Origin of the sequence: Kribbella sp. NPDC049174, assembly GCF_043197365.1 — a bacterium.
Taxonomy (GTDB): Bacteria; Actinomycetota; Actinomycetes; order Propionibacteriales; family Kribbellaceae; genus Kribbella.
In genome coordinates, this window is sequence record NZ_JBICSZ010000013.1 from 111,691 (window position 1) to 136,840 (window position 25,150).

General features: G+C 69.2%; 22 protein-coding genes. 16 read left to right on the forward strand and 6 right to left on the reverse strand.

Annotation, left to right across the window (positions count from 1 at the left end; genetic code table 11):
• Window positions 1-127 precede the first annotated feature (127 nt).
• Both ACGFIF_RS40450 and ACGFIF_RS40455 read left to right on the forward strand, forming a co-directional pair.
• Window positions 128-568 carry an Lrp/AsnC family transcriptional regulator gene (locus ACGFIF_RS40450; RefSeq protein ID WP_393162525.1) on the forward strand — a complete coding sequence of 147 codons (441 nt, stop codon included), beginning with the start codon at window positions 128-130 and terminating at the stop codon, window positions 566-568.
• Window positions 553-1,920 (forward strand): NAD(P)/FAD-dependent oxidoreductase, encoded by a 1,368-nt coding sequence (locus ACGFIF_RS40455; protein WP_393162481.1) that lies wholly within the window; start codon window positions 553-555, stop codon window positions 1,918-1,920. Before ACGFIF_RS40450 ends, ACGFIF_RS40455 begins: the two co-directional genes overlap by 16 nt.
• A gap of 8 nt (window positions 1,921-1,928) precedes the next feature.
• Here the strand turns inward: ACGFIF_RS40455 and ACGFIF_RS40460 are convergent, their stop codons facing one another.
• Window positions 1,929-2,582, reverse strand: coding sequence for a hypothetical protein (locus ACGFIF_RS40460; protein WP_393162483.1), 654 nt, complete (start codon window positions 2,580-2,582; stop codon window positions 1,929-1,931).
• 84 nt (window positions 2,583-2,666) lie between these two features.
• Entirely contained in the window at window positions 2,667-3,407 is a 741-nt protein-coding gene (locus ACGFIF_RS40465) for a GntR family transcriptional regulator (protein ID WP_393162485.1), read from the reverse strand.
• Between the two features lie 128 nt (window positions 3,408-3,535).
• Here ACGFIF_RS40465 and ACGFIF_RS40470 point away from each other — a divergent pair, with 128 nt between their 5' ends.
• The 9 genes from ACGFIF_RS40470 (at window position 3,536) to ACGFIF_RS40510 (ending at window position 15,447) form a co-directional block, all read left to right on the forward strand.
• Window positions 3,536-4,678 carry an FAD-dependent monooxygenase gene (locus ACGFIF_RS40470; RefSeq protein WP_393162487.1) on the forward strand — a complete coding sequence of 381 codons (1,143 nt, stop codon included), beginning with the start codon at window positions 3,536-3,538 and terminating at the stop codon, window positions 4,676-4,678.
• A gap of 76 nt (window positions 4,679-4,754) precedes the next feature.
• Window positions 4,755-5,543: a TIGR03084 family metal-binding protein gene (locus tag ACGFIF_RS40475; protein WP_393162489.1), complete on the forward strand. Its 789-nt coding sequence runs from the start codon at window positions 4,755-4,757 to the stop codon at window positions 5,541-5,543.
• The gene (locus tag ACGFIF_RS40480) at window positions 5,540-7,252 is read left to right on the forward strand and encodes an acyclic terpene utilization AtuA family protein (protein WP_393162491.1); all 1,713 of its coding nucleotides are present in this window, start codon (window positions 5,540-5,542) and stop codon (window positions 7,250-7,252) included. Before ACGFIF_RS40475 ends, ACGFIF_RS40480 begins: the two co-directional genes overlap by 4 nt.
• On the forward strand, window positions 7,249-8,370 hold the full coding sequence (locus ACGFIF_RS40485) for an acyl-CoA dehydrogenase family protein (RefSeq protein WP_393162493.1): 1,122 nt from the start codon (window positions 7,249-7,251) through the stop codon (window positions 8,368-8,370). Before ACGFIF_RS40480 ends, ACGFIF_RS40485 begins: the two co-directional genes overlap by 4 nt.
• A gap of 118 nt (window positions 8,371-8,488) precedes the next feature.
• A complete protein-coding gene (locus tag ACGFIF_RS40490; RefSeq protein WP_393162495.1) occupies window positions 8,489-10,054 on the forward strand; it encodes an acyl-CoA carboxylase subunit beta in 1,566 nt (521 codons plus the stop codon).
• Between the two features lie 5 nt (window positions 10,055-10,059).
• Window positions 10,060-12,120, forward strand: coding sequence for an acetyl/propionyl/methylcrotonyl-CoA carboxylase subunit alpha (locus tag ACGFIF_RS40495; protein WP_393162497.1), 2,061 nt, complete (start codon window positions 10,060-10,062; stop codon window positions 12,118-12,120).
• On the forward strand, window positions 12,117-13,274 hold the full coding sequence (locus ACGFIF_RS40500; RefSeq protein ID WP_393162499.1) for an acyl-CoA dehydrogenase family protein: 1,158 nt from the start codon (window positions 12,117-12,119) through the stop codon (window positions 13,272-13,274). Before ACGFIF_RS40495 ends, ACGFIF_RS40500 begins: the two co-directional genes overlap by 4 nt.
• 15 nt (window positions 13,275-13,289) lie before the next feature.
• Window positions 13,290-14,843, forward strand: coding sequence for an AMP-binding protein (locus tag ACGFIF_RS40505; RefSeq protein ID WP_393162501.1), 1,554 nt, complete (start codon window positions 13,290-13,292; stop codon window positions 14,841-14,843).
• Window positions 14,836-15,447, forward strand: a complete 612-nt coding sequence (locus ACGFIF_RS40510) for a TetR/AcrR family transcriptional regulator (protein ID WP_393162503.1) — start codon at window positions 14,836-14,838, stop codon at window positions 15,445-15,447. Before ACGFIF_RS40505 ends, ACGFIF_RS40510 begins: the two co-directional genes overlap by 8 nt.
• On the opposite strand, the gene ACGFIF_RS40515 is transcribed toward ACGFIF_RS40510, so the two are convergent.
• Window positions 15,420-16,151: an AraC family transcriptional regulator gene (locus ACGFIF_RS40515; protein ID WP_393162505.1), complete on the reverse strand. Its 732-nt coding sequence runs from the start codon at window positions 16,149-16,151 to the stop codon at window positions 15,420-15,422. The two genes, ACGFIF_RS40510 and ACGFIF_RS40515, sit on opposite strands and share 28 nt — an antisense overlap.
• 55 nt (window positions 16,152-16,206) lie before the next feature.
• Here ACGFIF_RS40515 and ACGFIF_RS40520 point away from each other — a divergent pair, with 55 nt between their 5' ends.
• Genes ACGFIF_RS40520 through ACGFIF_RS40530 form a run of 3 tightly spaced genes read left to right on the forward strand, consistent with a single transcriptional unit; the run spans window position 16,207 to window position 18,199 of the window.
• Window positions 16,207-17,340, forward strand: coding sequence for an MFS transporter (locus ACGFIF_RS40520; protein ID WP_393162507.1), 1,134 nt, complete (start codon window positions 16,207-16,209; stop codon window positions 17,338-17,340).
• Between the two features lie 3 nt (window positions 17,341-17,343).
• Complete coding sequence (locus ACGFIF_RS40525; protein WP_393162509.1) at window positions 17,344-17,763, forward strand: serine hydrolase domain-containing protein; 420 nt, start codon at window positions 17,344-17,346, stop codon at window positions 17,761-17,763.
• On the forward strand, window positions 17,717-18,199 hold the full coding sequence (locus tag ACGFIF_RS40530; RefSeq protein WP_393162511.1) for a hypothetical protein: 483 nt from the start codon (window positions 17,717-17,719) through the stop codon (window positions 18,197-18,199). Before ACGFIF_RS40525 ends, ACGFIF_RS40530 begins: the two co-directional genes overlap by 47 nt.
• Here ACGFIF_RS40530 and ACGFIF_RS40535 read toward each other — a convergent pair.
• Window positions 18,177-20,429, reverse strand: coding sequence for an NACHT domain-containing protein (locus ACGFIF_RS40535; RefSeq protein WP_393162527.1), 2,253 nt, complete (start codon window positions 20,427-20,429; stop codon window positions 18,177-18,179). The genes ACGFIF_RS40530 and ACGFIF_RS40535 overlap by 23 nt on opposite strands.
• 118 nt (window positions 20,430-20,547) lie before the next feature.
• Between ACGFIF_RS40535 and ACGFIF_RS40540 the strand changes: the two genes are divergently transcribed.
• Complete coding sequence (locus ACGFIF_RS40540) at window positions 20,548-22,002, forward strand: MDR family MFS transporter (RefSeq protein WP_393162513.1); 1,455 nt, start codon at window positions 20,548-20,550, stop codon at window positions 22,000-22,002.
• Here ACGFIF_RS40540 and ACGFIF_RS40545 read toward each other — a convergent pair.
• Together ACGFIF_RS40545 and ACGFIF_RS40550 are read right to left on the reverse strand one after the other, a co-directional pair.
• On the reverse strand, window positions 21,943-23,373 hold the full coding sequence (locus ACGFIF_RS40545; protein WP_393162515.1) for a sulfatase: 1,431 nt from the start codon (window positions 23,371-23,373) through the stop codon (window positions 21,943-21,945). The genes ACGFIF_RS40540 and ACGFIF_RS40545 overlap by 60 nt on opposite strands.
• Window positions 23,370-23,888: a hypothetical protein gene (locus tag ACGFIF_RS40550; protein WP_393162517.1), complete on the reverse strand. Its 519-nt coding sequence runs from the start codon at window positions 23,886-23,888 to the stop codon at window positions 23,370-23,372. Before ACGFIF_RS40550 ends, ACGFIF_RS40545 begins: the two co-directional genes overlap by 4 nt.
• A gap of 109 nt (window positions 23,889-23,997) precedes the next feature.
• On the opposite strand from ACGFIF_RS40550, the gene ACGFIF_RS40555 reads away from it, so the two are divergent.
• A complete protein-coding gene (locus tag ACGFIF_RS40555) occupies window positions 23,998-25,059 on the forward strand; it encodes a GNAT family N-acetyltransferase (RefSeq protein ID WP_393162519.1) in 1,062 nt (353 codons plus the stop codon).
• The last annotated feature ends 91 nt before the right edge of the window (window positions 25,060-25,150 follow it).

Below are 25,150 nucleotides of genomic sequence, written 5' to 3' on the forward strand. Positions count from 1 at the left end.
GGGATTCCGAAGCTATTCGCCCATTTTGCAACGAAATCCGCTGCGGCGACTTGCTTACGCCCCGTGACGCTGAGAGGATCTCGGAGTGGCTGTGCGAACGGGCAATCCCGACAAGAACCAGGCGTTGCTGGACGACACCTCCAAGGCGATCATCGAACAACTCCAGCTGGACGGGCGCCGCTCGTACGCCGCGATCGGCAAGGCGGTCGGGCTGTCGGAGGCGGCGGTCCGGCAGCGGGTGCAGCGGCTGACCGAGGCCGGCGTGATGCAGGTCGTCGCGGTCACCGATCCGCTCGAGCTCGGCTTCGACCGGCAGGCGATGATCGGGATCAAGGCCGAGGGCGCGCTGGAGCCCATCGCGGACGAGTTGGCCAAGATGGACGAGGTCGAGTACGTCGTCATCACCGCCGGCTCGTTCGACCTGCTGGCCGAGGTGCTGTGCGAAAGCGACGAGCACCTGCTCCGGGTCCTGTCGGAGCGGATCCGCCAGATCGAGGGTGTGAAGGCGACCGAGACCTTCGTCTATCTCAAGTTGGTGAAACAGACCTATTCGTGGGGTGTGCGCTGATCCTCTGGGCCGAGACCACCGAGCCCGCGGCCGAGCGGCCGGCGCTCGCAGGTGACCGGGACGCGGACGTGGCGATCGTCGGCGCCGGTTACACCGGCCTGTGGACCGCCTACTACCTGGCGAAAGCCGATCCGACGCTGCGCATCGTCGTACTGGAGGCGAGGACGGCCGGGTTCGGGGCCTCCGGACGTAATGGTGGTTGGTGTTCGGCGTTGTTTCCGGTCTCGTCGCGGCGGCTGGCGTCGCTGCCCGGATCGAGCCGCGATGCCGCGATCGAGTTGCACCGGGCGATGCAGGCGACGGTCAACGAGGTCGGTCTCGTCAGTGCCGCCGAGGGCATCGACTGCGACTACCACAAGGGCGGCACGATCGTGCTCGCCCGCACGCCGACCCAGCTCGCCCGGGCCCGGGCCGAGGTGGCTGCTGCCCCTGATTGGGGTCCGGGTGACCTTCGTTTCCTGACACCGGCGGAGGTGGCCTCGAGGATCCGGGCCACAAAGGTGCTCGGGGCAACATTCACGCCGCATTGCGCCGCCGTCCACCCCGGCAAACTGGTCCGCGGACTGGCCGCCGTCGTCGAACGCCTCGGCGTGACGATCCACGAGAACACTCCGGTGAACGCGATCGAGCCCGGCCGCGTGAGCACGTCGTACGGCGTCCTGCGGGCCGACGTGGTGGTCCGGGCCACCGAGGCGTTCACGCCGGGACTGAACGGGGAGCCGCGCACGGTCGCTCCGGTGTACTCGCTGATGGTCGCGACCGAGCCGCTCGACGACGCCCGCTGGGAACAGATCGGGCTCGCCGACCGGCCGACGTTCAGCGACCACCGCCACCTGATCATCTACGGCCAACGCACGGCCGACGGGCGATTGGCGTTCGGTGGCCGCGGGGCGCCGTACCACTTCGGCTCGCGGATCAAGGCGTCGTACGACGAGGCGCCTCGCGTCTTCGCGGCGCTGCGGGCCACCTTGCGGGAGCTGTTCGACGGGCTCGACGGCGTCAGCTTCACGCATGCGTGGGGCGGGCCGCTCGGCATCCCGCGGGACTGGTGCCCGTCGGTCGGGCTCGACCGCGGCTCGGGGCTGGCCTGGGCCGGGGGTTATGTCGGCGATGGCGTCAGTACGGCGAACCTGGCCGGACGGACGTTGACGGACCTGATCCTCGGGCACGACACCGGCCTCGTCCGGCTGCCGTGGGTCGGCCACCGCTCACGCCGCTGGGAACCTGAACCGGTGCGCTGGCTCGGCATCAACGCGGGCCTGCGGGCGATGACGGTCGCCGACACGGAGGAACGCCTCACCGGCCGCGAGAGCCGGATCGCACGACTGATGGCACCGCTAATCGGCCAGTGAACCCTCGGTCAGCTCACGCCTAGTCGCGCACGATGCACGGGAGCCGTCCGGTCCAGGAGAGACGGGACCGGTACGCCGTACAGCGGGAGGCTCGGTTGGAGCCAGTCGTTGAGGATCGGGTCCTCTTTGGTGAGGTGGTCGGTGAGCTCGGTGCGGCTGAGCTCGAAGACGTGAGCCGGGTTGCCGGTGAGGTCGACGACGGACTGCATCAGGCGGGCGGCCTGGTCTTCCCAGAGCACGTCGCCGGTGTCGACCTGGTCCGGGCGGATCAGCAGCAGGTCGACGTCGCTCTCGAGGTCACCGTCGCCACGAGCGATCGCGCCGTACAGGCTGGCGTGCACCGGCGGGATCCGCCAGGCACTGATCTCGTCGGCGAGGCGGCTGGTGAGGGTACTGCGGAGGTCGGCGAGGAACTCCACCGCCGGGGCGACGAGGTGGTTGCGGTTGAGGTGATAGAGCAACGAGTTGCCGACGTCGTCGACGTGGACGAGGCCGGTCGTCGCGAGCCGCTGCAGGACGAGGCGGACGCCCGCGACGCTACCGGCGCCGGCGAGTTTGTGGATCTGCCGGCCGGAGAGGCCGCGTTCGCTGCGGGCGAGCACTTGCAGCACGGGGCCGTCGAGGGATGGGACGACGGTGCTGATCGGGCTTCTGAGATCCATGTCCCACACCACGATAGTTATCAACCACCCACCGAGAGTAATCATCGTGACGGGACAACAACTCCTTGCCTACAGCAAAGAGATTTACAGACCGCGGGCGTCGGCTCGGGGGGTGGGGGTGGTGCGGAGTTCGGTGGTGAAGGCGTAGCGGTCGCCTCGGTAGAGGGCTGAGGTGTACTCGAAGACGCGGTCGCGGCTGTCGAAGCTGATGCCGTGGACGGCGAGGCAGGGCTGCGTGACGGGGATGTCGAGCCAGCCGGCGGTCTTGGCGTCGGGCATGACCGGTTCGAGCCGGGAGGTGCCGCTGACGTGGTCGATGCCGTACCGGGTGGTGAGCAGGTCGTAGAGCGACCCACTCAGGTCGTCGGCCTGCAGACCGGGCACGTATCCGGCGGGCAGCGTGGTGCGCTCGACCACCATCGGTACGTCGTCGGCCAGGCGGAGCCGGGTGAACGTGATGATCGGATCGCCGACCGGGATCCGGAGCCTTCGGGCCGCGGCGCGCTCAGCGCGAAGGTGGCGGAACTCGAGCATCGTGCTGCCCGGTCGCATCCCGCGCCGCCGGACGTCCTCGGAGAAACCGATCATGCCGAGCCACTTCGCCACCTTCGGGCGGGTCGTGTACGTCCCGCTGCCGTGCCGGCGGACCAGCAGTTCCTCGATCACCAGTTCGTCGACCGCGCGGCGCAGCGTCATCCGGGCCACGTTCCAGCGGACGGCCAGTTCCCGCTCCGGCGGCAGTGCGGCACCCTCGGGCAGGGTGTCGATCAAGCTGAGCAGCAACGCCCGGATCTCGGCGGCCTTCCCGGGCAGCGAACCATGCATTGGTCTTGCGTAACACCGACACCGGGTCCTCTGAAAGACTTTCCACACCGATCGAAACGCTTGAATCCGACACCAGACCTGGTAGACCACTTCCCCCCGGGAGCCTGCGAAGAAGTAGCCTCCGACGCATGGGGACGCGTGAAGAAACTTCGACCGCGCTGATCATCGGCGCCGGAATCGGAGGGCTGGCGGCAGCGGTCGGACTGCGACGGATCGGCTGGTCGGTGACCGTGCTGGAGCGGGCTCCGATCATCGCCGAGGTCGGCGCCGGGCTGACGCTGTGGCCGAACGCGGAACGGGCCCTCGACGTGCTCGGACTGGACGTCGAGCCACGGACGATCCCGACCGTCTCGCGCGGCAACCTGCGGACGCCGTCCGGCCGTTGGCTGCGCCGCAGTCACTCGGAGGATGTCGGCGTACTCGCGATCCATCGCGCCGACCTGCACGACGTACTGCGGAAGGAACTGTCCGAGGCGGCCCTGCACACCGATGCCGAGGTGGTGTCGGTGTCACCGAAGGGCGTGGTGGTCTGCCGAACCGCCGGCGAGGAACACGAACTCAGCGCCGACCTGGTGATCGCCGCCGACGGAGTCAACAGCATCACCCGGCGCAGCCTGTGGTCCGGCGACCCGGTCTTCCAGCACCGGACGGTCTGGCGTGGGGTGACGCCGAGCGGATCGGTCTGGCCGGTGCAGGAGTCGCTGACACTCGGCCGCGGCGTGCAGGTCGGCGTACTGCCGCTCCCGAACGAGCGCGTCTATTGGTTCGTCATGGTCAACGCGGACCGGCCGAACCAGTTGTACGCCGACGATCGCCGCGAGGTGCTGAATCGGGTCGGCGACTGGCACCACCCGATTCCGGCGCTGATCGCGACGACGCCCGAGGATCAGGTCTTGCACAACGACATCGTCGACATCGACCCGCTGCCGACGTTCGTGAACGATCGCGTCGTCCTGCTCGGCGACGCGGCGCACGCGATGCCGCCGGACCTGGGCCAAGGCGCGTGCCAGGCGATCGAGGACGCCGTCGTCCTCGCGGCCTGCCTCGCATCGGGTGATGTCGCCGACGGGCTGAAGAGGTACGACGAGCAGCGCCGCGCCAGGGTGCACCCGATGGCGGAGGCGGCCCGCGCGTCGGTACGGCGGACGTCGAACACCAGCCGGCTCGCCCACCTCGGAGTGTCCGTCGCCGCCCGGCTGATCCCGCCCGCGGCCTGGCGGAAGGCGACCGCGCAGTGGTCCGACTGGACACCGCCCAGACTGCCGAACTGAAAAACAAGCACGCTTGATTCTTTTTGCCGACCGTGCAACGCTCGGCCTGCAAGGTCCCTACCCCAGGGAGTGCAGCGTGCAACTGGACGAAGTGCTGGCCGACCTGTGGGCCGAGAGCGCGGACCTGGACCGGTTGGTCGGTGGATTGCCGGCCGAGGACTGGTCCACGGCGACACCGGCCGAGGGCTGGACGATCGCCCACCAGATCGCCCACCTCGCCTGGACCGACGAGGCCGCGCACCTGGCCATCACCGATCCCGACGCCTTCATGGCCTCACTGGAGCATGCGGCCGCCAACCCATCGACGTACGTCGACGAGGGCGCCAACGAGACGGCCACACTGCCACCGGATCAACTGCTGACCTATTGGCGAGAGACCCGGGCAGAGATCGCCGAGGCGCTCAAGCAGGTCCCGGCCGGCGAGAAGGTGCTCTGGTACGGACCGCCGATGAGCCCGACCTCAATGGCGACAGCCCGGTTGATGGAGACGTGGGCGCATGGGCAGGACGTGGTCGACGCACTGCAGGTCACCCGCCGGCCATCGAACCGGTTGCGTCACGTCGCCCACCTGGCCGTCCGCACCCGTGACTTCGCCTACCTCCTGAACAGCCGCACCCCACCGGCCGAGCAGTTCCGCGTGGAACTCACCGGTCCGGACGGTCAGACCTGGACCTGGGGTCCCGACGACGCCACCCAGCGCGTGACGGCCCCGGCGCTCGACTTCTGCCTGCTGGCCACACAACGCCGGCACCGCGACGACCTCGACGTACAGGCCGAAGGCGCGGACGCGGAGGAGTGGCTCGGCATCATCCAGGCGTTCGCGGGGCTGCCCGGCAAGGGCCGGGAGCGAGGGCAGTTCGGATGACCACGCCGATCAGGATCGGGAACGCGTCCGGGTTCTACGGCGATCGGTTCAGCGCGGTCCAGGAGATGCTCACCGGTGGGCCGCTCGACGTCCTGACCGGCGACTACCTGGCCGAGCTGACCATGCTGATCCTCGGCCGGGACCGGCTGAAGGACCCGGCGCTCGGGTACGCGCGGACGTTCCTCAAACAACTCGAGACCGGCCTCGGCGAGGCACTCGACCGGGGCGTCAAGATCGTCAGCAACGCCGGAGGTCTCAACCCAGCGGGCCTCGCGGCCGCGATCCAGACGCTGGCCGACAAGCTCGGCCTGCACCCGAAGATCGCTTACGTCGAAGGCGACGACCTCCTCGGCAGAGCCGCAGAGCTTGACCTCGGCGCACCGCTGACGGCCAACGCCTACCTCGGTGCGTGGGGCATCGCGGAGGCCCTGCAGGCCGGGGCGGACGTCGTCGTCACCGGCCGGGTCACCGACGCCTCGGTGATCGTCGGACCGGCCGCCGCCCATCACGGCTGGAAGCGGACCCAGTACGACGAACTCGCCGGTGCCGTGGCGGCCGGGCACGTGATCGAATGCGGCTGTCAGGCGACGGGCGGCAACTATTCGTTCTTCGGTGAGATCCACGATCTCGGCCGGCCCGGGTTCCCGATCGCCGAGATCGACGTCGACGGCAGCAGCGTCATCACCAAGCACGACAACACCGGCGGCGTGGTCACGATCGACACGGTCAAGGCGCAACTGCTGTACGAGATCACCGGCGCCCGGTACGCCGGTCCCGACGTCACCACCCGCCTCGACACGATCGAGCTCAGCGCCGACGGACCCGATCGGGTCCGGATCAGCGGCGTCCGCGGTGAGCCGCCGCCACCGACGTACAAGGTGTCGCTCAACAGCGTCGGCGGGTTCCGCAACGAGGTGGATTTCGTCCTGACCGGGCTCGAGCTCGAGGCCAAGGCGGAGCTGGTCCAGCGACAGCTCGAGCGGGCGTTGCCGACGCGACCGGCCGAGCTGAAGTGGACCCTCGCCTGGACCGAGAAACCGAACGCGGACTCCGAGGAGGAGGCGAGCGTCTTCCTCCGCTGTGCCGTGAAGGACCCGGACCCGAAGGTCGTCGGTCGTGCGTTCTCCAGCGCCGCGATCGAGCTGGCGTTGTCCAGCTACCCCGGATTCCACGTCACCGCCCCGCCCGGCGACGGATCGCCGTACGGGATCTTCCAGGCCGGGTACGTCGACATCCGGGAGGTCGAGCAGGTCGTCGTACTGCCGGATGGCACCCGCAAGGTCATCGAGCCCGCGGCGGAGACACAGTTGCTGTCGCCGGTCGAGGACATCGAACTGCCGATACCGCTGCCCCAGCTCGCGAGCAGTGGGCGCCCGCGGACGCGTGAGGTCCCGCTCGGCCGCATCGCCGGTGCCCGGTCCGGCGACAAGGGTGGGGACGCGAACGTCGGTGTGTGGGTGCGGCAGGAGAAGGCCTGGCGGTGGCTCGCGCACACGTTGACGGTCGAGCTGTTCCAGGAGCTCCTCCCAGAGACTCAGCCACTGATTGTCACCCGCTACCTCCTCCCGAACCTGTGGGCGGTCAACTTCGTCGTCGAAGGCTTGCTGGGTGAGGGCGTCGCAGCACAGGCACGCTTCGATCCGCAGGCGAAGGCCGTCGGCGAATGGCTCCGCTCCAGGTACGTCGACGTACCGGAGGTCCTGCTGTGAACGACTTCCGTGAGTCCGTCCGGCGGTTCATGGCCGCTGAGGTACTGCCTTACCTGGACGAGTGGGAGCGGGCCGGGGAGTTGCCGCGGGAGCTGCACGAGAAGGCGGGGAAGCTCGGGCTGCTCGGAGTCGGGTTCCCGGCCGAGGTCGGGGGCGGTGGTGGCTCGCTGCTGGACGCGATCGCGGTCGTCGAGGAGATGCACTACGCGGGTGGGTCTGGCGGGCTGGTCGCTTCACTGCTGACGTGCGGGATCGCGCTGCCGCATATCGTTGCTTCGGGCAACGCTGAGCAGATCGAGCGGTGGGTGCGGCCGACGCTCGACGGCGCGTTGATCGGCGCGCTGGCGATCACCGAGCCCGACGCTGGATCGGATGTCGCCTCGCTGCGTACGACGGCCCGGCGGGACGGTGACTCGTTCGTCGTCAACGGCGCGAAGACCTACATCACCTCGGGCTGCCGCGCGGACTTCGTCACCACCGCGGTCCGCACGGACGGGCCGGGTGCGCACGGAATCAGCCTGCTGGTGATCGAGAAGGACGCTCCCGGGTTCACGGTCTCGCGGAAGCTGGAGAAGCTGGGCTGGCTGTGCTCGGACACGGCCGAGCTGTCGTTCACGGATGTCCGCGTACCGATGGCCAACCTGGTGGGAGCCCAAGGCACCGGATTCGTCCAGCTCGCGGTGAACTTCGTCGCCGAGCGGCTGACTCTGGCGGTGCAGGCGTACGCCGGTGCGCAGCGGGCGCTCGACCTGACCGTGGAGTGGTGCCGGGCCCGGGAGACCTTCGGCCGGCCGTTGATCTCGCGGCAGACCGTGCAGCACACGCTGACCGAGATGGCGCGGCGGATCTCGGTCGCCCGGGTCTACGTGCATCACGTGGCTGAACAGGCTTCACGGGGCGAGGACGTGATCGCCGAGGTGTGCTTCGCCAAGAACACCGCGGTCGAGGCCGGGCAGTGGGTGTGCGACCAGGCGCTCCAGTTGCACGGCGGGCTCGGTTACATGCGGGAGGCCGAGGTCGAGCGCCAGTACCGCGACCAGAAGATTCTCGCGATCGGCGGCGGCACCACCGAGATCCTGACCGCCCTCGCCGCGAAACACCTGGGGTTCACCGCATGACGGTATTGAATTGCCGCGCCTCCGGCACGGCGGGGTCATGGGGCTTTGACTCCCACCCTTCCCTCGTCGCTCCAGTCGCTGCGCTCCCTCCGCTCCTCAGTCCAGGCCGGGAGGCCCCATGACCAATCGCGAGGCGATGCTGGAGAAGCTCGAGGCACTGGACGCCGAGCATGCCAAGGCGCTGGCGGGTGGCGGGGAGAAGTACGTCGAACGCCACCACAAGCGCGGCAAACTGCTGGCCCGCGAACGCATCGAACTCCTGCTCGACCCCGACTCGCCGTTTCTCGAGCTGTCGCCGCTGGCCGGGTGGGGCTCCGACTTCACCGTCGGCGCCAGTCTGGTGACCGGGATCGGCGTGGTCGAAGGCGTCGAGTGCCTGATCACCGCCAACGATCCCACCGTCAAGGGCGGCGCGAGTAATCCCTGGACCTTGAAGAAGGCCTTGCGGGCCGACGAGATCGCTAGAGCGAACCGGCTGCCGGTGATCAGCCTGGTCGAGTCCGGCGGCGCGGATCTGCCGACGCAGAAGGAGATCTTCATCCCGGGTGGCGCGATGTTCCGCAACCTGACCCGGTTGTCGGCCGAGGGCATCCCGACGATCGCGCTGGTGTTCGGCAACTCGACCGCGGGCGGTGCCTACATCCCCGGCATGAGCGACTACGTGGTGATGGTCGACGGCGGCGCGAAGGTGTTCCTGGCCGGGCCGCCGCTGGTCAAGATGGCGACCGGCGAGGACGCGGACGACGAGTCGCTCGGCGGTGCGTCGATGCACGCGCGGGTCTCGGGGCTGGCCGACTACTTCGCCGTCGACGAGCAGGACGCGATCCGGCTCGGCCGGCAGATCGTGTCCCGGCTCAACTGGCGCAAACTCGGTCCGGAGCCGTTGCCGTCGTACGACGAACCTCGGTACGACGCCGACGAGTTGCTCGGGGTCGTGCCGGGTGACCTGAAGATCCCGTTCGATCCGCGGGACGTGATCGCCCGGGTGGTGGACGGGTCGGTCTTCGACGAGTTCAAGCCGCTGTACGGGTCGTCGCTGGCGACCGGATGGGCGACGGTGCACGGGTATCCCGTCGGCATCCTGGCGAACGCGCGCGGCGTCCTGTTCAGCGAGGAGTCGCAGAAGGCCGCGCAGTTCATCCAGCTCGCGAACCGGGCGAACACGCCGCTGATCTTCCTGCACAACACCACCGGCTACATGGTCGGGCAGGAGTACGAGCAGGGCGGGATCATCAAACACGGCGCGCAGATGATCAACGCGGTCTCCAACTCCCGGGTGCCACACATCTCGATCCTGATGGGCGCGTCGTACGGCGCCGGCCACTACGGGATGTGCGGTCGCGCGTTCGACCCGCGGTTCCTGTTCGCCTGGCCGTCGGCGAAGTCGGCGGTGATGGGTCCGCAGCAGCTCGCCGGGGTGCTGTCGATCGTGGCGCGCGCCGCCGCGGAGGCGAAGGGGATGCCGTACGACGAGGAGGGGGACGCGCAGATGCGCGCGTACGTCGAGGGCCAGATCGAAGCCGAGTCACTGCCGATGTTCCTGTCCGGCCGCCTGTACGACGACGGCGTCATCGATCCCCGTGACACCCGGACGGTGCTGGGGATCTGTTTGTCCGCGATCCATTCGGCCCCCGTGGAGGGCACCCGCTTCGACGGCGCCAACTTCGGCGTCTTCAGGATGTGAGCCCGATGAGCACCCCAATCTCTACGGTTCTCGTCGGCAACCGCGGCGAGATCGCCCGGCGGGTCTTCCGGACCGCCCGCGCCCTCGGGCTCTCGACCGTCGCGGTCCACTCCACTGCCGACGCGGGGTCGCCGCATGTGGCTGAGGCCGATGCGGCGGTGCACCTGCCCGGGAACACGCCCGGCGAGACCTATCTCCGCGGCGAGCTGATCATCGAGGCGGCGCTGCGAGCCGGTGCGGACGCGGTGCATCCGGGGTATGGGTTCCTGTCGGAGAACGCGGGGTTCGCGCAGGCGGTGATCGAGGCCGGGCTGACCTGGATCGGGCCGCCGGTGGACGCGATCTCGTCGATGGGGTCGAAGATCGAGGCGAAGAAACTGATGGCCGCGGCGGGTGTGCCGGTGCTCGCCGAGCTGACGCCGGCGCAGGTGTCGGCCGCTGATCTTCCGGTGCTGGTGAAGGCGTCGGCGGGTGGCGGTGGGCGCGGGATGCGGGTGGTCTCGCGGTTGGAGGATTTGCCGGGTGAGATCGAGGCCGCGTCGGCGGAGGCGCTGTCGGCCTTCGGTGACGGGACGGTGTTCTGCGAGCGGTACCTGGCGGCCGGCCGACACATCGAAGTGCAGATCATGGCCGACCAGCACGGCACGATCTGGGCGGTCGGCGAACGCGAGTGCTCCATCCAGCGCCGCCACCAGAAGGTGATCGAGGAAGCCCCGTCACCACTGGTCGAACGCATCCCGTCCATGCGCGCCTTACTCTTCGACGCGGCCCGGAAGGCGGCCGCTGCCATTGGTTATGTCGGTGCCGGCACGGTCGAGTTCCTCGCGGACGAGGCCGGTGCGTTCTACTTCCTGGAGATGAACACCCGGCTCCAGGTCGAACACCCGGTCACCGAGGAGACCACGGGCCTCGACCTGGTGGAGCTGCAGTTCGCGGTCGCCGACGGCGCGCGCCTACCGGCCGAGCCTCCAGCCACGGTCGGCCACGCGATCGAGGTCCGCCTGTACGCCGAAGACCCCACCAACGACTGGCAACCCCAAACAGGCACGCTCCATCGCTTCGCGGTGGGCGGTGGGAACAGCGGACTCGCTCCAACCACCCCGCGCCGGCGGCCGGAGGCCGCCGGCGCGGGGGATGTGGAGAGGGGCGGCGAAGCGTGGGAGGCGCGGCAAGGCCTGCCGGCTGGCAGTGCGGCGGGCCGGCTTGTTGTGCAGGCGGCGCCGCGGGTGCGGGTGGATTCTGGGGTTGAGGACGGCTCGGAGGTTTCGCCGTTCTACGACGCGATGCTGGCGAAGGTGATCGTGTGGGCTCCTGAGCGGACTGCGGCGGCGAGGCGGCTGGCCGCGGAGTTGGATCGGGCCACGATCCACGGGGTGGGGACCAACCGCGACCTGCTCGGCTGGACCCTTCGGCATCCGGCGTTTCTTGCCGGGGACACCGACACCGGGTTCTTCGAGCGGCATGGGATCGGTGTGCCGGCGGATCCGCAGGTTGCGCGGTTGTCTGCGTTGGCGGCGGCGTTGGGGGATGCTGCTGGGCGGGGGCAGGGGGTGCGGGTGCCCAGTGGGTGGCGGAATGTGGCTTCGCAGCCGCAGCGGAAGAGTTATCGGGCGGGTGAGACGACGCATGAGGTGGCCTACCGGCTGACCCGGGACGGGCTGGTGGTGGAGGACGACGTTCAGCTCGTCTCGCACAGTCCGGAGCGGGTGGTGCTGGAGGTTGGCGGCGTACGGCGGGCGTTCGAGGTGGCGGCGTACGACGGGCTGGTGTGTGTGGACTCGTCGCTCGGGTCGGTGGCGTTGACGCCGGTGGAGCGGTTCACGGATCCGTCGCAGCAGGTGTCGGCGGGATCTTTGCTGGCGCCGATGCCTGGCGTCGTGACCCGGGTCGGCGTACAGGTGGGTGACGAGGTCAAACAGGGGCAGCCGCTGCTGTGGCTGGAGGCGATGAAGATGGAACACACCATCTCCGCTCCGGCCGACGGGGTGGTCGGCGAGCTCACAGTCGAGGCAGGACAACAGGTCGAGGTCGGCGCCGTACTGGCCGTGGTCGAGGAGGAAGCATGAGCTTCATCGAATCCGAGGAACGGCGAGCGCTGCGCAAAGCAGTCGGTGAGCTGGGCAAGAAGTACGGCTACGACTGGTTCAACCACCAGGCGCGCACCGGCGGGCACACCACCGAGCTGTGGCTCGAGGCCGGCAAACTCGGGTATCTCGGCGTCAACCTGCCCGAGCAGTACGGCGGCGGAGGCGGCGGTATGGCCGACCTGTCGATCGTGCTCGAGGAGCTCGGCGCCGCGGGTTGCCCGTTGCTGATGCTGGTCGTGTCGCCGTCGATCTGCGGCACGGTGATCTCCCGGTTCGGCACCGACGCGCAGAAGCAGCAGTGGCTGCCGGGCCTGGCCGACGGTACGACGATCATGGCCTTCGCGATCACCGAGCCCGACGCCGGCTCGAACTCCCACGAGATCACCACGACCGCACGGCGTACCGAGGACGGCTGGTCACTGACCGGGCGCAAGGTGTTCATCTCCGGACTGGACGTCGCCAAGGCGGTCCTGGTCGTCGGCCGGACCGAGGACGCCCGGACCGGGAAGCTGAAGCCGGCCCTGTTCATCGTGCCGGTGGACGCGCCCGGGGTGGAGTTCAACCAGATCGAGATGGATCTGATCAGCCCGGACAAGCAGTTCGCATTGTTCCTCGACGACGTCCAGCTGCCGCGCGAAGCTTTGGTCGGCGCCGAGGACGCGGCCCTGCTGCAACTGTTCGCCGGACTCAACCCGGAGCGGATCATGGCGTCCGCGTTCGCGGTCGGGATCGCGCGGCACGCGCTGGGCAAGGCGACGGCGTACGTCAAGGACCGGCAGGTGTGGAAGACGCCGATCGGCACGCATCAGGGGATCGCGCATCCGCTTGCGCAGATCAAGATCGAACTCGAACTGGCCCGGTTGATGCTGCAGAAGGCCGCCGCCCTGTACGACGCCGGCGACGACCTGGCCGCGGGCGAGGCGGCGAACATGGCCAAGTACGCCGCCGGCGAGGTCGCCGTCCGGGCCACCGACCAGGCGGTCCAGTCCCTCGGCGGCAACGGTATGACGACGGAGTACGGCGTCGCCTCGCTGGTCGCCGCCGCGCGGGCCACCCGGATCGCGCCGGTGAGCCGGGAGATGATCCTCAACTTCGTCGCCCAGCACTCGCTCGGTCTACCCAAGTCGTACTGACAGGAGGATCCGCCGATGATCACCAGTGAGTTCCCACCCGTCGAGATCCTCGACGTCCCGATCCACGACGCCGTGCTCGGCCGGGCCCAGGAGTACGGCGACCGGCCGGCCCTGGTGGACGGCGTCAGCGGCCGGGAGATCACCTACGCGCAGCTGGACGGGATGAGCCGCCGGGTCGCGGCCGGGTTGGCCGAGCTCGGCATCCGCCACGGCGACACGATCGCGCTCTACAGCCCGAACACGATCCTCTACCCGGTCGTCTTCTACGGCGCCACCCGCGCGGGCGCGACCGTGACGACCGTGAACGCGCTCTACACCGCGGACGAGCTGCACAAGCAACTGGTGGACTCCAAGGCGAAGCTGCTGGTGACGATCTCGCTGTTCCTGCCGGTGGCGACCGCGGCCGTCGAAGGCACCGACGTGACCGAGATCTTCGTCTGCGACGCGGCCGAGGGATACCGCTCGGTGATGGAGCTGATCGCGTCGACCGGCCCCGAGCCGGAGGTGATGATCGATCCGGCCGAGGACGTCGCCGTACTCCCGTACTCCAGTGGTACGACGGGCGCGGCCAAGGGCGTGATGCTGACGCACCGGAACATCTCGACGAACATCGCGCAGGCCGAGGTGATGATCAAACTCGACGAGGACGAACGGATCATCGCGATCCTGCCGTTCTTCCACATCTACGGGCTGACCGTGCTGATGAACCTGCCGCTCCGGCTCGGCGCGACGGTGGTCGTCCTGCCGAAGTTCGACCTGGAGCAGTTCCTGACCACCCTCGATCAGCAGCGGATCACTCGGGCATTCGTCGCGCCACCCGTCGTACTGGCGCTGGCGAAGCACCCGGCCGTCGACGGGGTGGACCTGTCCGCACTGAAGTACGTGATGTCCGCCGCGGCCCCTCTGGACGGTGAGTTGGCCGAGGCGTGTGCCAAGCGGCTCGGGTTGCACGCGGTGCTGCAGGCGTACGGGATGACCGAGTTGTCGCCGGGCACGCACTCGGTCCCGCAGGACGACGAGGAGCCGCCGCCCGGTGCCGTGGGCAAGCTCTTCCCGTCCACCGAGATGCGGCTGGTCGGTGCTGATGGCAACGACGCGGCCGAGGGCGAGATCTGGATCCGCGGGCCGCAGGTGATGAAGGGGTACCTGGGCCGGCCGGCCGAGACGGACGCGACCATCGACCGGGACGGCTGGTTGCACACCGGCGACATCGGGCGAATGGACGACCGCGGGTACCTGTACGTCATCGACCGGGTGAAGGAACTGATCAAGTACCACGGCTATCAGGTGCCGCCGGCCGAGCTGGAGGCGGTACTGCTCACCGACGAGCGGATCGCGGACGCGGCGGTGATCGGGGTGCAGGCCGACGGCAACGAGGTGCCGAAGGCGTTCGTCGTACCGATGCCCGGGGTGGCGCTGACCGAGGCCGACGTGATCGAGTACGTGTCCGCGCGGGTGGCGCCGTACAAGAAGGTCCGGCAGGTGGAGTTCATCGAGGCGGTGCCGAAGGCGGCCTCGGGCAAGATCCTGCGGCGCGAGCTCAGAGCCCGCGAGGCCGCCCGTGAGTGAGGCCCTCAAAGAACCCCAGCAGGACCGCAGCCGGGCCACCCGGCAGCGGCTGCTCGAGGCGGCGGTGGAGTCACTGGCCGAGGTCGGGTACGCCGCGACGACGGTGTCGGTCGTCGCGGCCCGGGCTGGGGTTTCGCGGGGTGCCGCACAGCACCACTTCCCGACGCGGGCGGATCTGTTCGCCGCGGCGGTCGAGTACATGACCGAGGTCCGGCTGGCGGAGATCAGGGCACAGGCCGCCGCACTGCCCAGTGGGCCGGGGCGGACCGAGGCGATCGTCGGGATGCTCGCGGATGTCTACACCGGACCGATCTTCCGGGCCGCACTGCATCTGTGGGTGGCCGCGTCGACAGAGGAGGCGCTGCGAAAGCAGATCGTCCGGCTGGAGTCGCATGTCGGACGGCAGGCACACAGGGCGCTGCTGGAAGTGCTTGAGGTGAGTGAGCGGACTCCTGGGGTGCGGGAGACCGTGCAGGGTGTGCTGGACATGGCACGCGGGTTGGGTCTGGCTGACTTGCTCACGGATGACAGTGCGCGGCGGCGCGGGATCGTGCGGCAGTGGAGCCGCATTCTTGATCAGGCTTTGCGTGAGCCAGGGGTGTGACCGAAGGCACGGCGGAAGGTGTCGATGAACGCGCTGGTCGACGCCCAGCCGCACTGGTGAGCGACGCGGGTCACTGACTCGCCGCCGGCTAGCAGCCTGAGCGCGGTGTGCAGCCGCAACTGCGTGCGCCACTGGGGGAAGGTCATGCCTAGGTCTGTGCGGCAGCGGCGGCTCAGTGTGCGTTCGCTTGCACCGATCTGCCGGCCCAGCTCAGCGAGCGTCCTGTTGTCGGCTGGGTCGTCTTGTAGGAGCTTGCACACCGCGGCGAGGCGTGGGTCGCGAGGAGTCGGTAGGTACGTCGGACGCTGGGGCGAGTGCCGGAGTTGGTCCAGCAGCACGGCACGTAGTCTGTCGCGCTCGTCGACATCACCTCCTGGTGTCGTGTACGTGAGGATCAGCTCTCTCAGCAGCGGGCTGACCACCAGTGCCGACGGCGCATCCAGGCCGAGGGGGTTCTCGGTGAGGCCGACGGTGTGCAGGGCTGTCTCGCCGTACGCGCGGTGCTGGTGGAGGGTGCCGGCCGGGACCCAGATCGCCCGGTTCGCGGGGGCGATCCAGCTGCCGGCCTCCGTCGTCACCGAGAGGACGCCGCGACCGGCGTACACGATCTGGTGCTGCTCGTGCCAGTGCGGGTCGATGCCGCCTCCCGCCGGGATGGACAGGGAGCCGGTGTTCGCGGGACGGCGTTGGCGGATTTCCGGCATAGATTGGCATTTTATCGGAAGCCGGACAGCGGCCCGCTCGACCAGGATCGACGGTGTGCTGAGACTTCGACCGATCGGGCTGATGGCGATCGGGCATGCCTGCGTGGACGTGTACCAGGGCGCCGTACCGGCCCTGGTTCCGTTTCTGGTTGCCGAGCGCGGGCTCGGCTATGTGGCGGTCTCTGGGATCACGCTGGCGGCGACCCTGCTGTCCTCGGTGGTGCAGCCGGTGTTCGGCGTACTGATCGATCGGCGGCCGCTGGCCTGGTTGATCCCGATCAGCATGACCACCGCGGGCCTCGGGATCGCGCTCGTCGGAGTGGGCGACACGTATCTGCTGAGCTGGCTGGCGGCCGCGTTGTCCGGGCTCGGGGTCGCGGCCTACCACCCGGAGGCGGCGCGGATGGCGCGAGCGGTGAGCGGCGACAGCCACGTCGGGATGAGCTGGTTCTCGGTCGGCGGGAACGTCGGATTCGCGCTCGCGCCGGTGCTGGTCACGCCGATCATCGCGGTCGGCGGGTTGTCGCTGACGCCGGTGCTCGTCGTGCCTGCTCTGGCCGGAGCAGTCATCACATCGCTCGCGGTCCGGTCGCATCGCTCCCGAGTAGTCACCGGGCGCCTGCAAAGGGCCGGGCGGGACGACTGGTCGTCGTTCCTGCGGTTGTCGGCGATCATGGTCTGCCGCTCGATCGTCTTCGTCGGGCTCGGCACGTTCATCGCCCTGTACGCCGGTCAGCGGGTCGGCGGCGGGACCACGACCGGCGGGGTGACGCTCTTCGTCCTGTTCGCGGCCGGCGCGTTCGGGACGCTGCTCGGCGGGCGGTTCGCCACCCGGTACGGGCGGGTCCGGACGATGCGGACGTCGTACGGGCTCGCTGTCCCGGCGATCGCAGGGCTGGTGTTCGTCCCCGGGCCGGTGTTCTTCGCCTTCCTCGCGGCGACCGCGATCGCGATGTCGATCCCGTTCTCGCTGCACGTGACCCTCGGCCAGGATTTCCTGCCCGGCCGGGTCGGCACCGCCGGCGGGATGACGCTCGGTCTGGCGGTGAGCATCGGTGGTGTCGCCACTCCGGTGCTCGGCACCATCGCGGAGCACTCCTCGCTGCGCGTCGCCCTGTCCACGCTGATCGCGCTGGTCCTGACCAGCTGCCTGATCGGCTACGCCCTCAACGAACCCGTCACGGAGTGACTCATGCGTGAACTGCTCGAGTCTCTGGTCGCGGACGGTCGCGAGCTCGGCGTCCAGGTCGCGGCGTACCTCGACGGCGACCTGGTGGTCGACGCGTGGTCCAGAGCCGATGTGGACGGTCAGACCCTGTTCCCGGTCTTCTCGGTGAGCAAGGGGATCGGCGCGACCGCCGTGCACATCCTGGTCGACCGCGGCATCCTCGGGTACGACGACCGCGTCGCCGACCTGTGGCCGTCTTTCGGTGCCCATGGCAAGGACGAGGTGACGGTCGGGCACGTGCTCGAGCACAGCGCCGGCGTTCCGTTCTTCCCGGAGGGCCCCACTGGGTCTCGAGGACGACCTGTTCATCGCACCGCCGGACGCGCTGGCGCATCGGTTGGCGGAGGTCGACGACAGCGCGGTCGACACCCGCGACTTTCCTGAGTTGTTCCAGCGGGTGGTCGGGCGGATCGACATCGGCTCGATCGTGCCCCGTCGTACCGCTCCTGCTGGTCGGTCCTGGGCGGCGTCCGCGCCGTTGCCGTTCGCCGCGACCATGACGGCACGCGCGGGTGCCCGGCTATACGGCGTACTGGCGACCGGTGGTGCGCCCTTGTTGTCGGCTGAGGCGACCCGGATCAGGCGGCGTGATGCCGACTTTGTGGTCGGGGTGCCGGTGCTGAAGTCGTACGGCTACTCGCACGGCGACGAGGTCACCGGTGGCCGCGAGGAGGCGTTCGGGTTCGGCGGTCTCGGTGGTTCCGAGGCGTACGCCGACCCGACCTGCGGATTCTCCTTCGCCTTCACCCACAGCCGCCTGACCGTGGTCGACTCCGCCCCCGAGGTGGCCGCGACGGTCAGGAAGGAACTCGGGATCTAGTGCGCTCGGTGATGCGGCGGTCGACCTTGGTGGCCAGGTCGTTGGGTGAGCACTCGGCCAGGTGGTCGCGGACGAGCAGGTGGATGAACGAGTACTCACCACGGCCCGTGCGCGCCAGCACGTAGCGGTCGGCGGCGTACCGGAGGAAGGCGCGACGGCGCCACGGGAGGTAGCCGGTCCAGCGCAGCAGGAAGTCGTGCAGCAGGCGGGACAGCGGCCCGGCGAACACCGGCGGCCGGCGGCGCCAGGCCTTGGCGGCGACGACTCCGACCAGTACGCCGGCGACGGCTTCCAGCTCGGGTGATGTCAGGTCGGCGCCGAGTGCAGTCGCCAGCAGGATGCCGGCCAGCGCGCCGCCGATCACCCACGGATCCATCCGCCAGCCGTGCCCGGCGCCGGCGAGGACCAGGTGATCGGTCGGCAGCGACTTCACCATTCTGATGCCCTGGGCAACCATGAGTCCGATGGCGAGACCGGTTGCGAAGCTGCCGGGCGCGTTGCCGAGGCTGAGGGCCAGCCAGCCGGCCACGACGACCACGGTCAGCCGGACCGCGAGCAGCAGCCGACGCCGGTTGTGATGGAACACGATCAGCTCGACCGCGTACGACGCTCCGATCGCCAGGGCCTCGATGGTCAGCGCCAGCCAGACCGGTAGGAGCTCGACCAGGCCCATACCGGCGACGACCAGGATGAGAGTCGTCGCCGTACCTGCGATGAAGGTCAGCGCCAGCAACGGTGCCCACGGCGGCTTGGAGCTGTCAGTGGTGAGCACCTGCCACGGGTGCGGCCGCAGGTGCACCAGGAGCAGTGCTGAACCGGCCACAGCCAGGCCCGCCAGTACGCCGTACTGCGCGACTGCAGCGAGTGTCGCCCCAGCAGCGAGGCCGGCGAACAGTGCGGGTAGGCAGACCGCGTGTGCGAGGTAGTCCACCTCTGGCACCGAGAGTCCGTGCCAGCCGTTGGGCGTGAGCCATCTCGGTACGGCGGTCCGGTCGCCGGCACGCTTGCGGGTCCACCAGGCCAGGCACCACAGGGAGCGGACGGCTGTGCGGGAGTCGTACTGGCGGTTGGACAGGCGGTCGCGGGACAGGACCTCGGAGATGTAGGTGTCGAACAGTTCGCGGCGCAGGTCCGCGACGCCGCCTGCGACGACCTCCTCCGGGGCGCGGCCCTGGTAGGCGAGGATCATCACGTTCAGCATCAGTGGCGAGTTGACCAGGTCCCAGAGCTCGTCGTCCTGCTCGATGGCGGCTCGGGCGCCGTCGAGCTCCGGTCCTACGGCGGCGAAGTAGTCGAGGACCTGCTGCCGGGTGAGTGGTCTGATGTGCACAGCGCCGTACAGGCTGAGCTGGTTGGGCAGGAGCTCGTAGTCCTGGGTCCGGCAGGTCACTGCGATCTTGCCGACGAGGTAGTGGCGGCGGAGCTCTTCCAGTACGGGTGCAAGCTTGTCGCGGTGTGGCTTGGCGATCTCGTCGAGGCCGTCGAGCAGGAGGGCGAGACGGCCGCGGCGCAGCCAGGTGCGGCCTACCGCGGGTGGGATGCCGTACCTGGCGTTGAGCTCGGTAAGGAGCCAGCGGACGAAGCCGGCGAGGTACGGACTGTCGAGTGGGTCGTCGTCGGTGCCGCGGGACGGGTTTGCCGACCAACCGGCCAGGTCGATCAGGACCGGGATCGGCTTGTTCTCGTCCGCGTGGGCCTGCTCGGAGAGAGTGCGGGCCAGGTCGAGGAGCAGAGTGGTCTTGCCGGCGCCTGGTGCGCCCAGGATCAGCATGGAGTCCTGGAGTTGGTCGAAGACTGCGGCGATGTCCTGGTCCTCGGGGACTTGCTCGGGGGCGCTGTCGAGTGGCTGGACCAACAGGTCGTACGGGCGGACGACTGCTTCAGGGCGTTCGTCGACGGCCAGGGCGATGCGGGTGCGGGAGGCTAGGGAGCCTGCTACTCGCTGGGAGAGGTAGCGGTCGACGCGGGCCAGCGCGTTCGGGCGGTTGCGGGGCTGGTCGGCAGAGCGGCCGGAGACGGTCGGCAGCCGGCGGCTGCGGAACTCGATGAGCGCGGTGACGATCGCGATCACCCAGAGCGCGCCGATGAGGGGCCAGGTCCAGCCGGCGTACGGGGCGAGGAAGCCGGGGGCGGTGCCGCCGGTGCCGACGTTGATCGCGATCGGCAGCAGCACCAGGGTCAGCGACACGGTCACCACGAGCACGACAGCCCGCACCACACCGTCCCGCATCCTCACCCTGCGGAGCGTATCCGCGCCCCGGCCCACCATGCCCACCAACCGCGCGCCGGTCCACTTGGCGGTCAGGGGCTCGGGAATCGTTTGCTCGTGACGTAAGTTGCTTGAAGCGATGACTACTGAGGAGATCGACCGAGCGGCGGGGGTGGGGCTTCGGTCGGAACGCGGGCCGATCCTGCTCGCGGTGATGCTGAGTATCGGGCTGGTGGCGATCGACGCGACCATCCTCGCGACCGCCGTACCCTCCGTCGTCGCCGATCTCGGCGGTTTCACCCAGTTCCCCTGGCTGTTCTCGATCTACCTGCTCGCCCAGGCCGTCTCGGTGCCGATCTACGGCAAGCTCGCCGACCTGCGCGGCCGCAAGCCGATCATGCTGCTCGGCGTCGGCCTGTTCGTGCTCGGCTCGGTGCTGTGCGGGTTCGCCTGGAGCATGCCGGCGCTGATCGCGTTCCGGCTGATCCAGGGGCTCGGCGCCGGCGCGATCCAGCCGATCGGGATGACGATCGTCGGCGACATCTACACGGTCGCCGAGCGGGCCAAGGTGCAGGGCTACATCGCCAGCGTGTGGGGGATCGCGTCCTTCGTCGGCCCGACCCTGGGCGGGGTGTTCTCCGACTTCATCTCCTGGCGGTGGATCTTCTTCGTGAACATCCCGCTCGGGCTGGCGGCCGCCTGGGTGCTGACCCGCCGCTTCCAGGAGAACGTGACCAAGCAGACCAGTCACCAGATCGACTACGCCGGTGCGATCCTGCTCGCGGTCGGCGGCTCGCTGCTGCTGCTCGGCCTGCTCGAGGGCGGCGTGATGTGGACCTGGGACTCGCCGCCCAGCATCACGATCCTGGTCGCGGCCGCCGTCCTGCTGACCGCGTTCGTCCTGGTCGAGCGCCGCGCGACCGAACCGATCCTGCCGCTGTGGGTCCTCGGCCAGCGCGTGCTGAACTCCGCCAACTCGTCCGCGCTGCTGATCGGCGTACTGATGATCGGCCTGTCGACGTACGTGCCGCTGTACGCCCAGGGAGTGCTGGGTACGTCGGCTCTCGTCGCCGGCTTCGCGTTGGCCGCCATGACCCTGGGCTGGCCGATCGCGGCCTCACTGGCCGGCCGGATCTATCTGCGCGTCGGCTTCCGTACGACGATGCTGTTCGGCTCGGTGATCGTCGTCATCGGAGCCGCGTTGCTGCTCACGGTCGACTCCGGTAGCGCCGTACTCCACCTGGCCGCGGCCTGCTTCGTCATCGGCCTCGGACTCGGCTTCTCCGCCTCTCCGTCGGTGGTGGCCGCGCAGTCGTCGGTCGCCTGGCAGACGCGTGGTGTGGTGACCGGGGCCAACATGTTCGCCCGCTCCGTCGGCAGTGCGGTCGGTGTCGCGGTCTTCGGCGCGGTGGCGAACGGTGTGGTCGCTGCACGGCTCGGTGACAGTCACGCGGACTTGGAGAATCTGCCCGGCGAGGTGCTCGCGCCTGCGATCCACGACGTGTACTACGGCGCCGCAGCCGCGGCCGTCCTACTAGTGGTCGCTGTCGCCTTCATGCCCAACCGGATCACCGAGCACGGCAGTCGGGTCTGAGCCGCCCAGACCGACCTCGGTGCGCCAGTCGGCATGCAGGTCGCGGAGGCGCTGCGCGACAGCCGGCTCGTCGTCGATGCGGTTGTGCTGTTCGCCCAGATCCTCGGTCAGGTTGGCCAGATGCCAGCCATCGCCCATCGGGGCATGTTCGTAGCTACTGAGGTGCTGAACCTGCGCATCGCTGCCGTCGACCCAGCTCAGCTTCCAGTCACCCGAGCGCACAGCCCATTGGAAGCCACAGTCCCAGTGCAGTGCGGTGTGGGCTGAGTCCGTGTCGCCGTTCAGCACCGGCAGCAGGTTGAGACCGTCCGACTCCACCTCGTCACCAGCAGCAGCCACCAGTGTCGGCACCAGATCGAGTGTGCTCGCCAGAGCGTCGGTCTCACGCGCCGACGGCAGGCGCGCGGGCCACCGCCACAGCATCGGGACCCGGATGCCGCCCTCCCAGACGGTGTACTTGGTCCCACGGAGTGGCGCGTTGTCGCCGAAGTTGCACGTCGAGCCGCCGTTGTCGGTGGTGTAGACGACCACCGTGTCGTCGGCTTGCCCGGTCGCGTCGAGCAGGTCGAGCAGCTTGCCGATCTCCGCGTCCATCAGCTCCAGCTGAGCCAGGTAGTACTCGCGCCCGTGCGGCAGGTTCGGCACGATCACATCGTCGTACCACTCGCCGTACGACGCTCCGCTGTCCGGCTTCCAGTCGTCGTACGTCGGCAGGCCGCGGCGGGCCAACTCGTCCGGCGGGAGCTGCCAGCAGAAGTTGTGCACCGCGTTGAAGGCGACCATGCAGAAGTACGGCCGCTCGTCCTCCGCCTGGATGAAGTCTGCGGCCCGTCGGCCCAGCTCACTGGTCAGGAACCCCTCGTGCTCGACCGGCTCGTCACCGGACAGCAGAGGCTGCACCGCCATGTACCGCGCGGCATCGGCGCCGTACTCGCTCTGCGCCTGCTCTGAGTGATGCAGGTAGTTCAGCCTGCCGAGTGACTGACCGGCCAGGCCGTACAGCGTCGTTTCGAACCCGTGGTGCGGCGGGCAGGCGCGGTCCCCGACCGACTCATCACCGTAGTGAACCTTGCCGAAGTACCCAGTCCGGTAGCCACGTTCCTGCAGCAACTCCGCCAGACTCGGTACGTCGTCCGGCGCGAAGCTGGCCGAGTCGAACCACTGACCGCCCCACCGCTGCTGGTAGCGCCCGGAGATGATCGCGGCCCGCGACGGACTGCAGATCGGCGCCGTCACGTAGGCACTCGTGCAGCTGACCCCACCAGCGGCCAGCCGGTCCAACGACGGCGTCCGTACGTCGGCATGCACTCCGAGCGCACTGCGGTCCGCATAGCCGTGGTCGTCCGAAAAGATGAGCAGGATGTTCGTCATGGCATCGGTCCGATCAGTGCTGCGACCAGTCCGGCCGCGGTGAGGATCGCCCAGGTGGTTGTGACGACCCGGTTGAGCGTTGGTACGTGCTGTTTGGTGAGAGTGCCGTGGACCTTCTTGAGGAGGAGTATGGCGACAGCGATCAGGAGAAATGTGACCGCTGTCGTGAGGAAACCGCAGGCCCACCCGAAGCTGAGTGGGCGGGCGTCCGGATAGGCGGTGCCGAAGCGATCCTCGAGACTGCTGTACCGGCCAGGGATCAGTAACGCCGCACTGCCGATCCACGCCGCCAGGAGGTACTTGAGGGACAGCCGGACGTTGCGGCTCAGCTTCGACCGGCCGGCGAGGGCTGCAGCGATCACGACGTACGGCAGTCCACCCCAGCACCAGCCGAGCGCACGCAGGACGAGCTCACGGTGGTCCACGGCCCGGCCGATCGCACCGACCACGGTCTCACCGATGAACGCGCCACTGATGCCACAGCCGAGTGCGACCACCACGAGGACCAGCGCCACCGACCGCACGTCCCACCGCGATTCCGGCTTCGGTTGATGTGGTGCTGGCTTCTGCTGGGCTGTCGACACGGCTCAGCACTCTGTCACAGCCGCGGTCTAGGTTGGCAGCATGCGTGCGGTCGACTGTGTGGGTGCCCTGATCCGTGACGAGCAGCATCGCGTCTATGTGCAGCGCCGTACGGCAGAACGGCGCTTGCTGCCCGGGATCTGGGACATCGTCGGTGGACACCTGGAGCCGGGCGAGACGCCGGAGCAGGCGCTCGCGCGGGAGGTCGAGGAGGAGACCGGCTGGAAGGTCCGCGACATCGTCTGGCCCGTCGCCGACTGGGAGTGGGAGCACGAGGGCCGGGTACGGCGTGAGCTCGACTACCTCATCACCGTCGACGGGGACCTCGCCCGACCGCGGCTCGAAGCGGGCAAGCACGACGCGGGCGCCTGGGTCGGACCTGACGATCTCGACCTGCTGATGGTGAACCGCACCGACGGCGACCGGCGGCTGCGCGACATCGTGGCCCACGTGGTCCGCACCCGCTTCACCGACCGCCTCCGTCTCGAACCGCTGACGGGTCCCGGTGCGGTCCTGCCCGGACATGCGGCGGACCTGGTGACTCTGTTCGCCGATCCGCGGGTCGCGCACTGGTACGCCGAGACCCTGTCGGAGGACGAGGCCGTACGTCGTGCCACGGAGGCGCGGGCCCGGTGGGACGCCGACGGCGTCAACAAGTGGATTGCGTACGAGCGCGACAGCGGAGCGCTTGCCGGGCGGGGCGGGTTGTCCCGGATTACGGCGGGCGCGCCAGCGGCGGAGGCGATCGGTGCGCTGGTGGGACCGGACTGGTCCGTCGACCGGCTGGAGCTGGGGTGGGCGCTGATCGAGTCGGCCCGCGGGCGCGGGTTGGCGACCGAGATCGGGCGCGCCGGGCTGGAGTTCGCGTTCGGGACGCTGGCGGCTCAGGCGGTGATCGCGTTGACCGAGCGGATCAACGTGCCGACGCGCGCGGTGATGGAGCGCCTCGGCATGACCTACGCGGGTGAGATCACCGCGGAGGGCCTGGTCGAAGGATCCGACGAGGTGCGGCCGGACGCGCCCTTCGCCGTCTACCTCGCGACGCCGGACACCTCCACCGGACCCGAAGCGGACACCTCCGCCGGACCCGAAGCGGACATCTAGCTGGCTATAGGTCGAGTCAAGTTCTGGTGATGGCTGCGGGGTATTGTTCCGCCGCGGTGTGGGTGGATGTTGTGGGGTGTGTCGTGCCGCG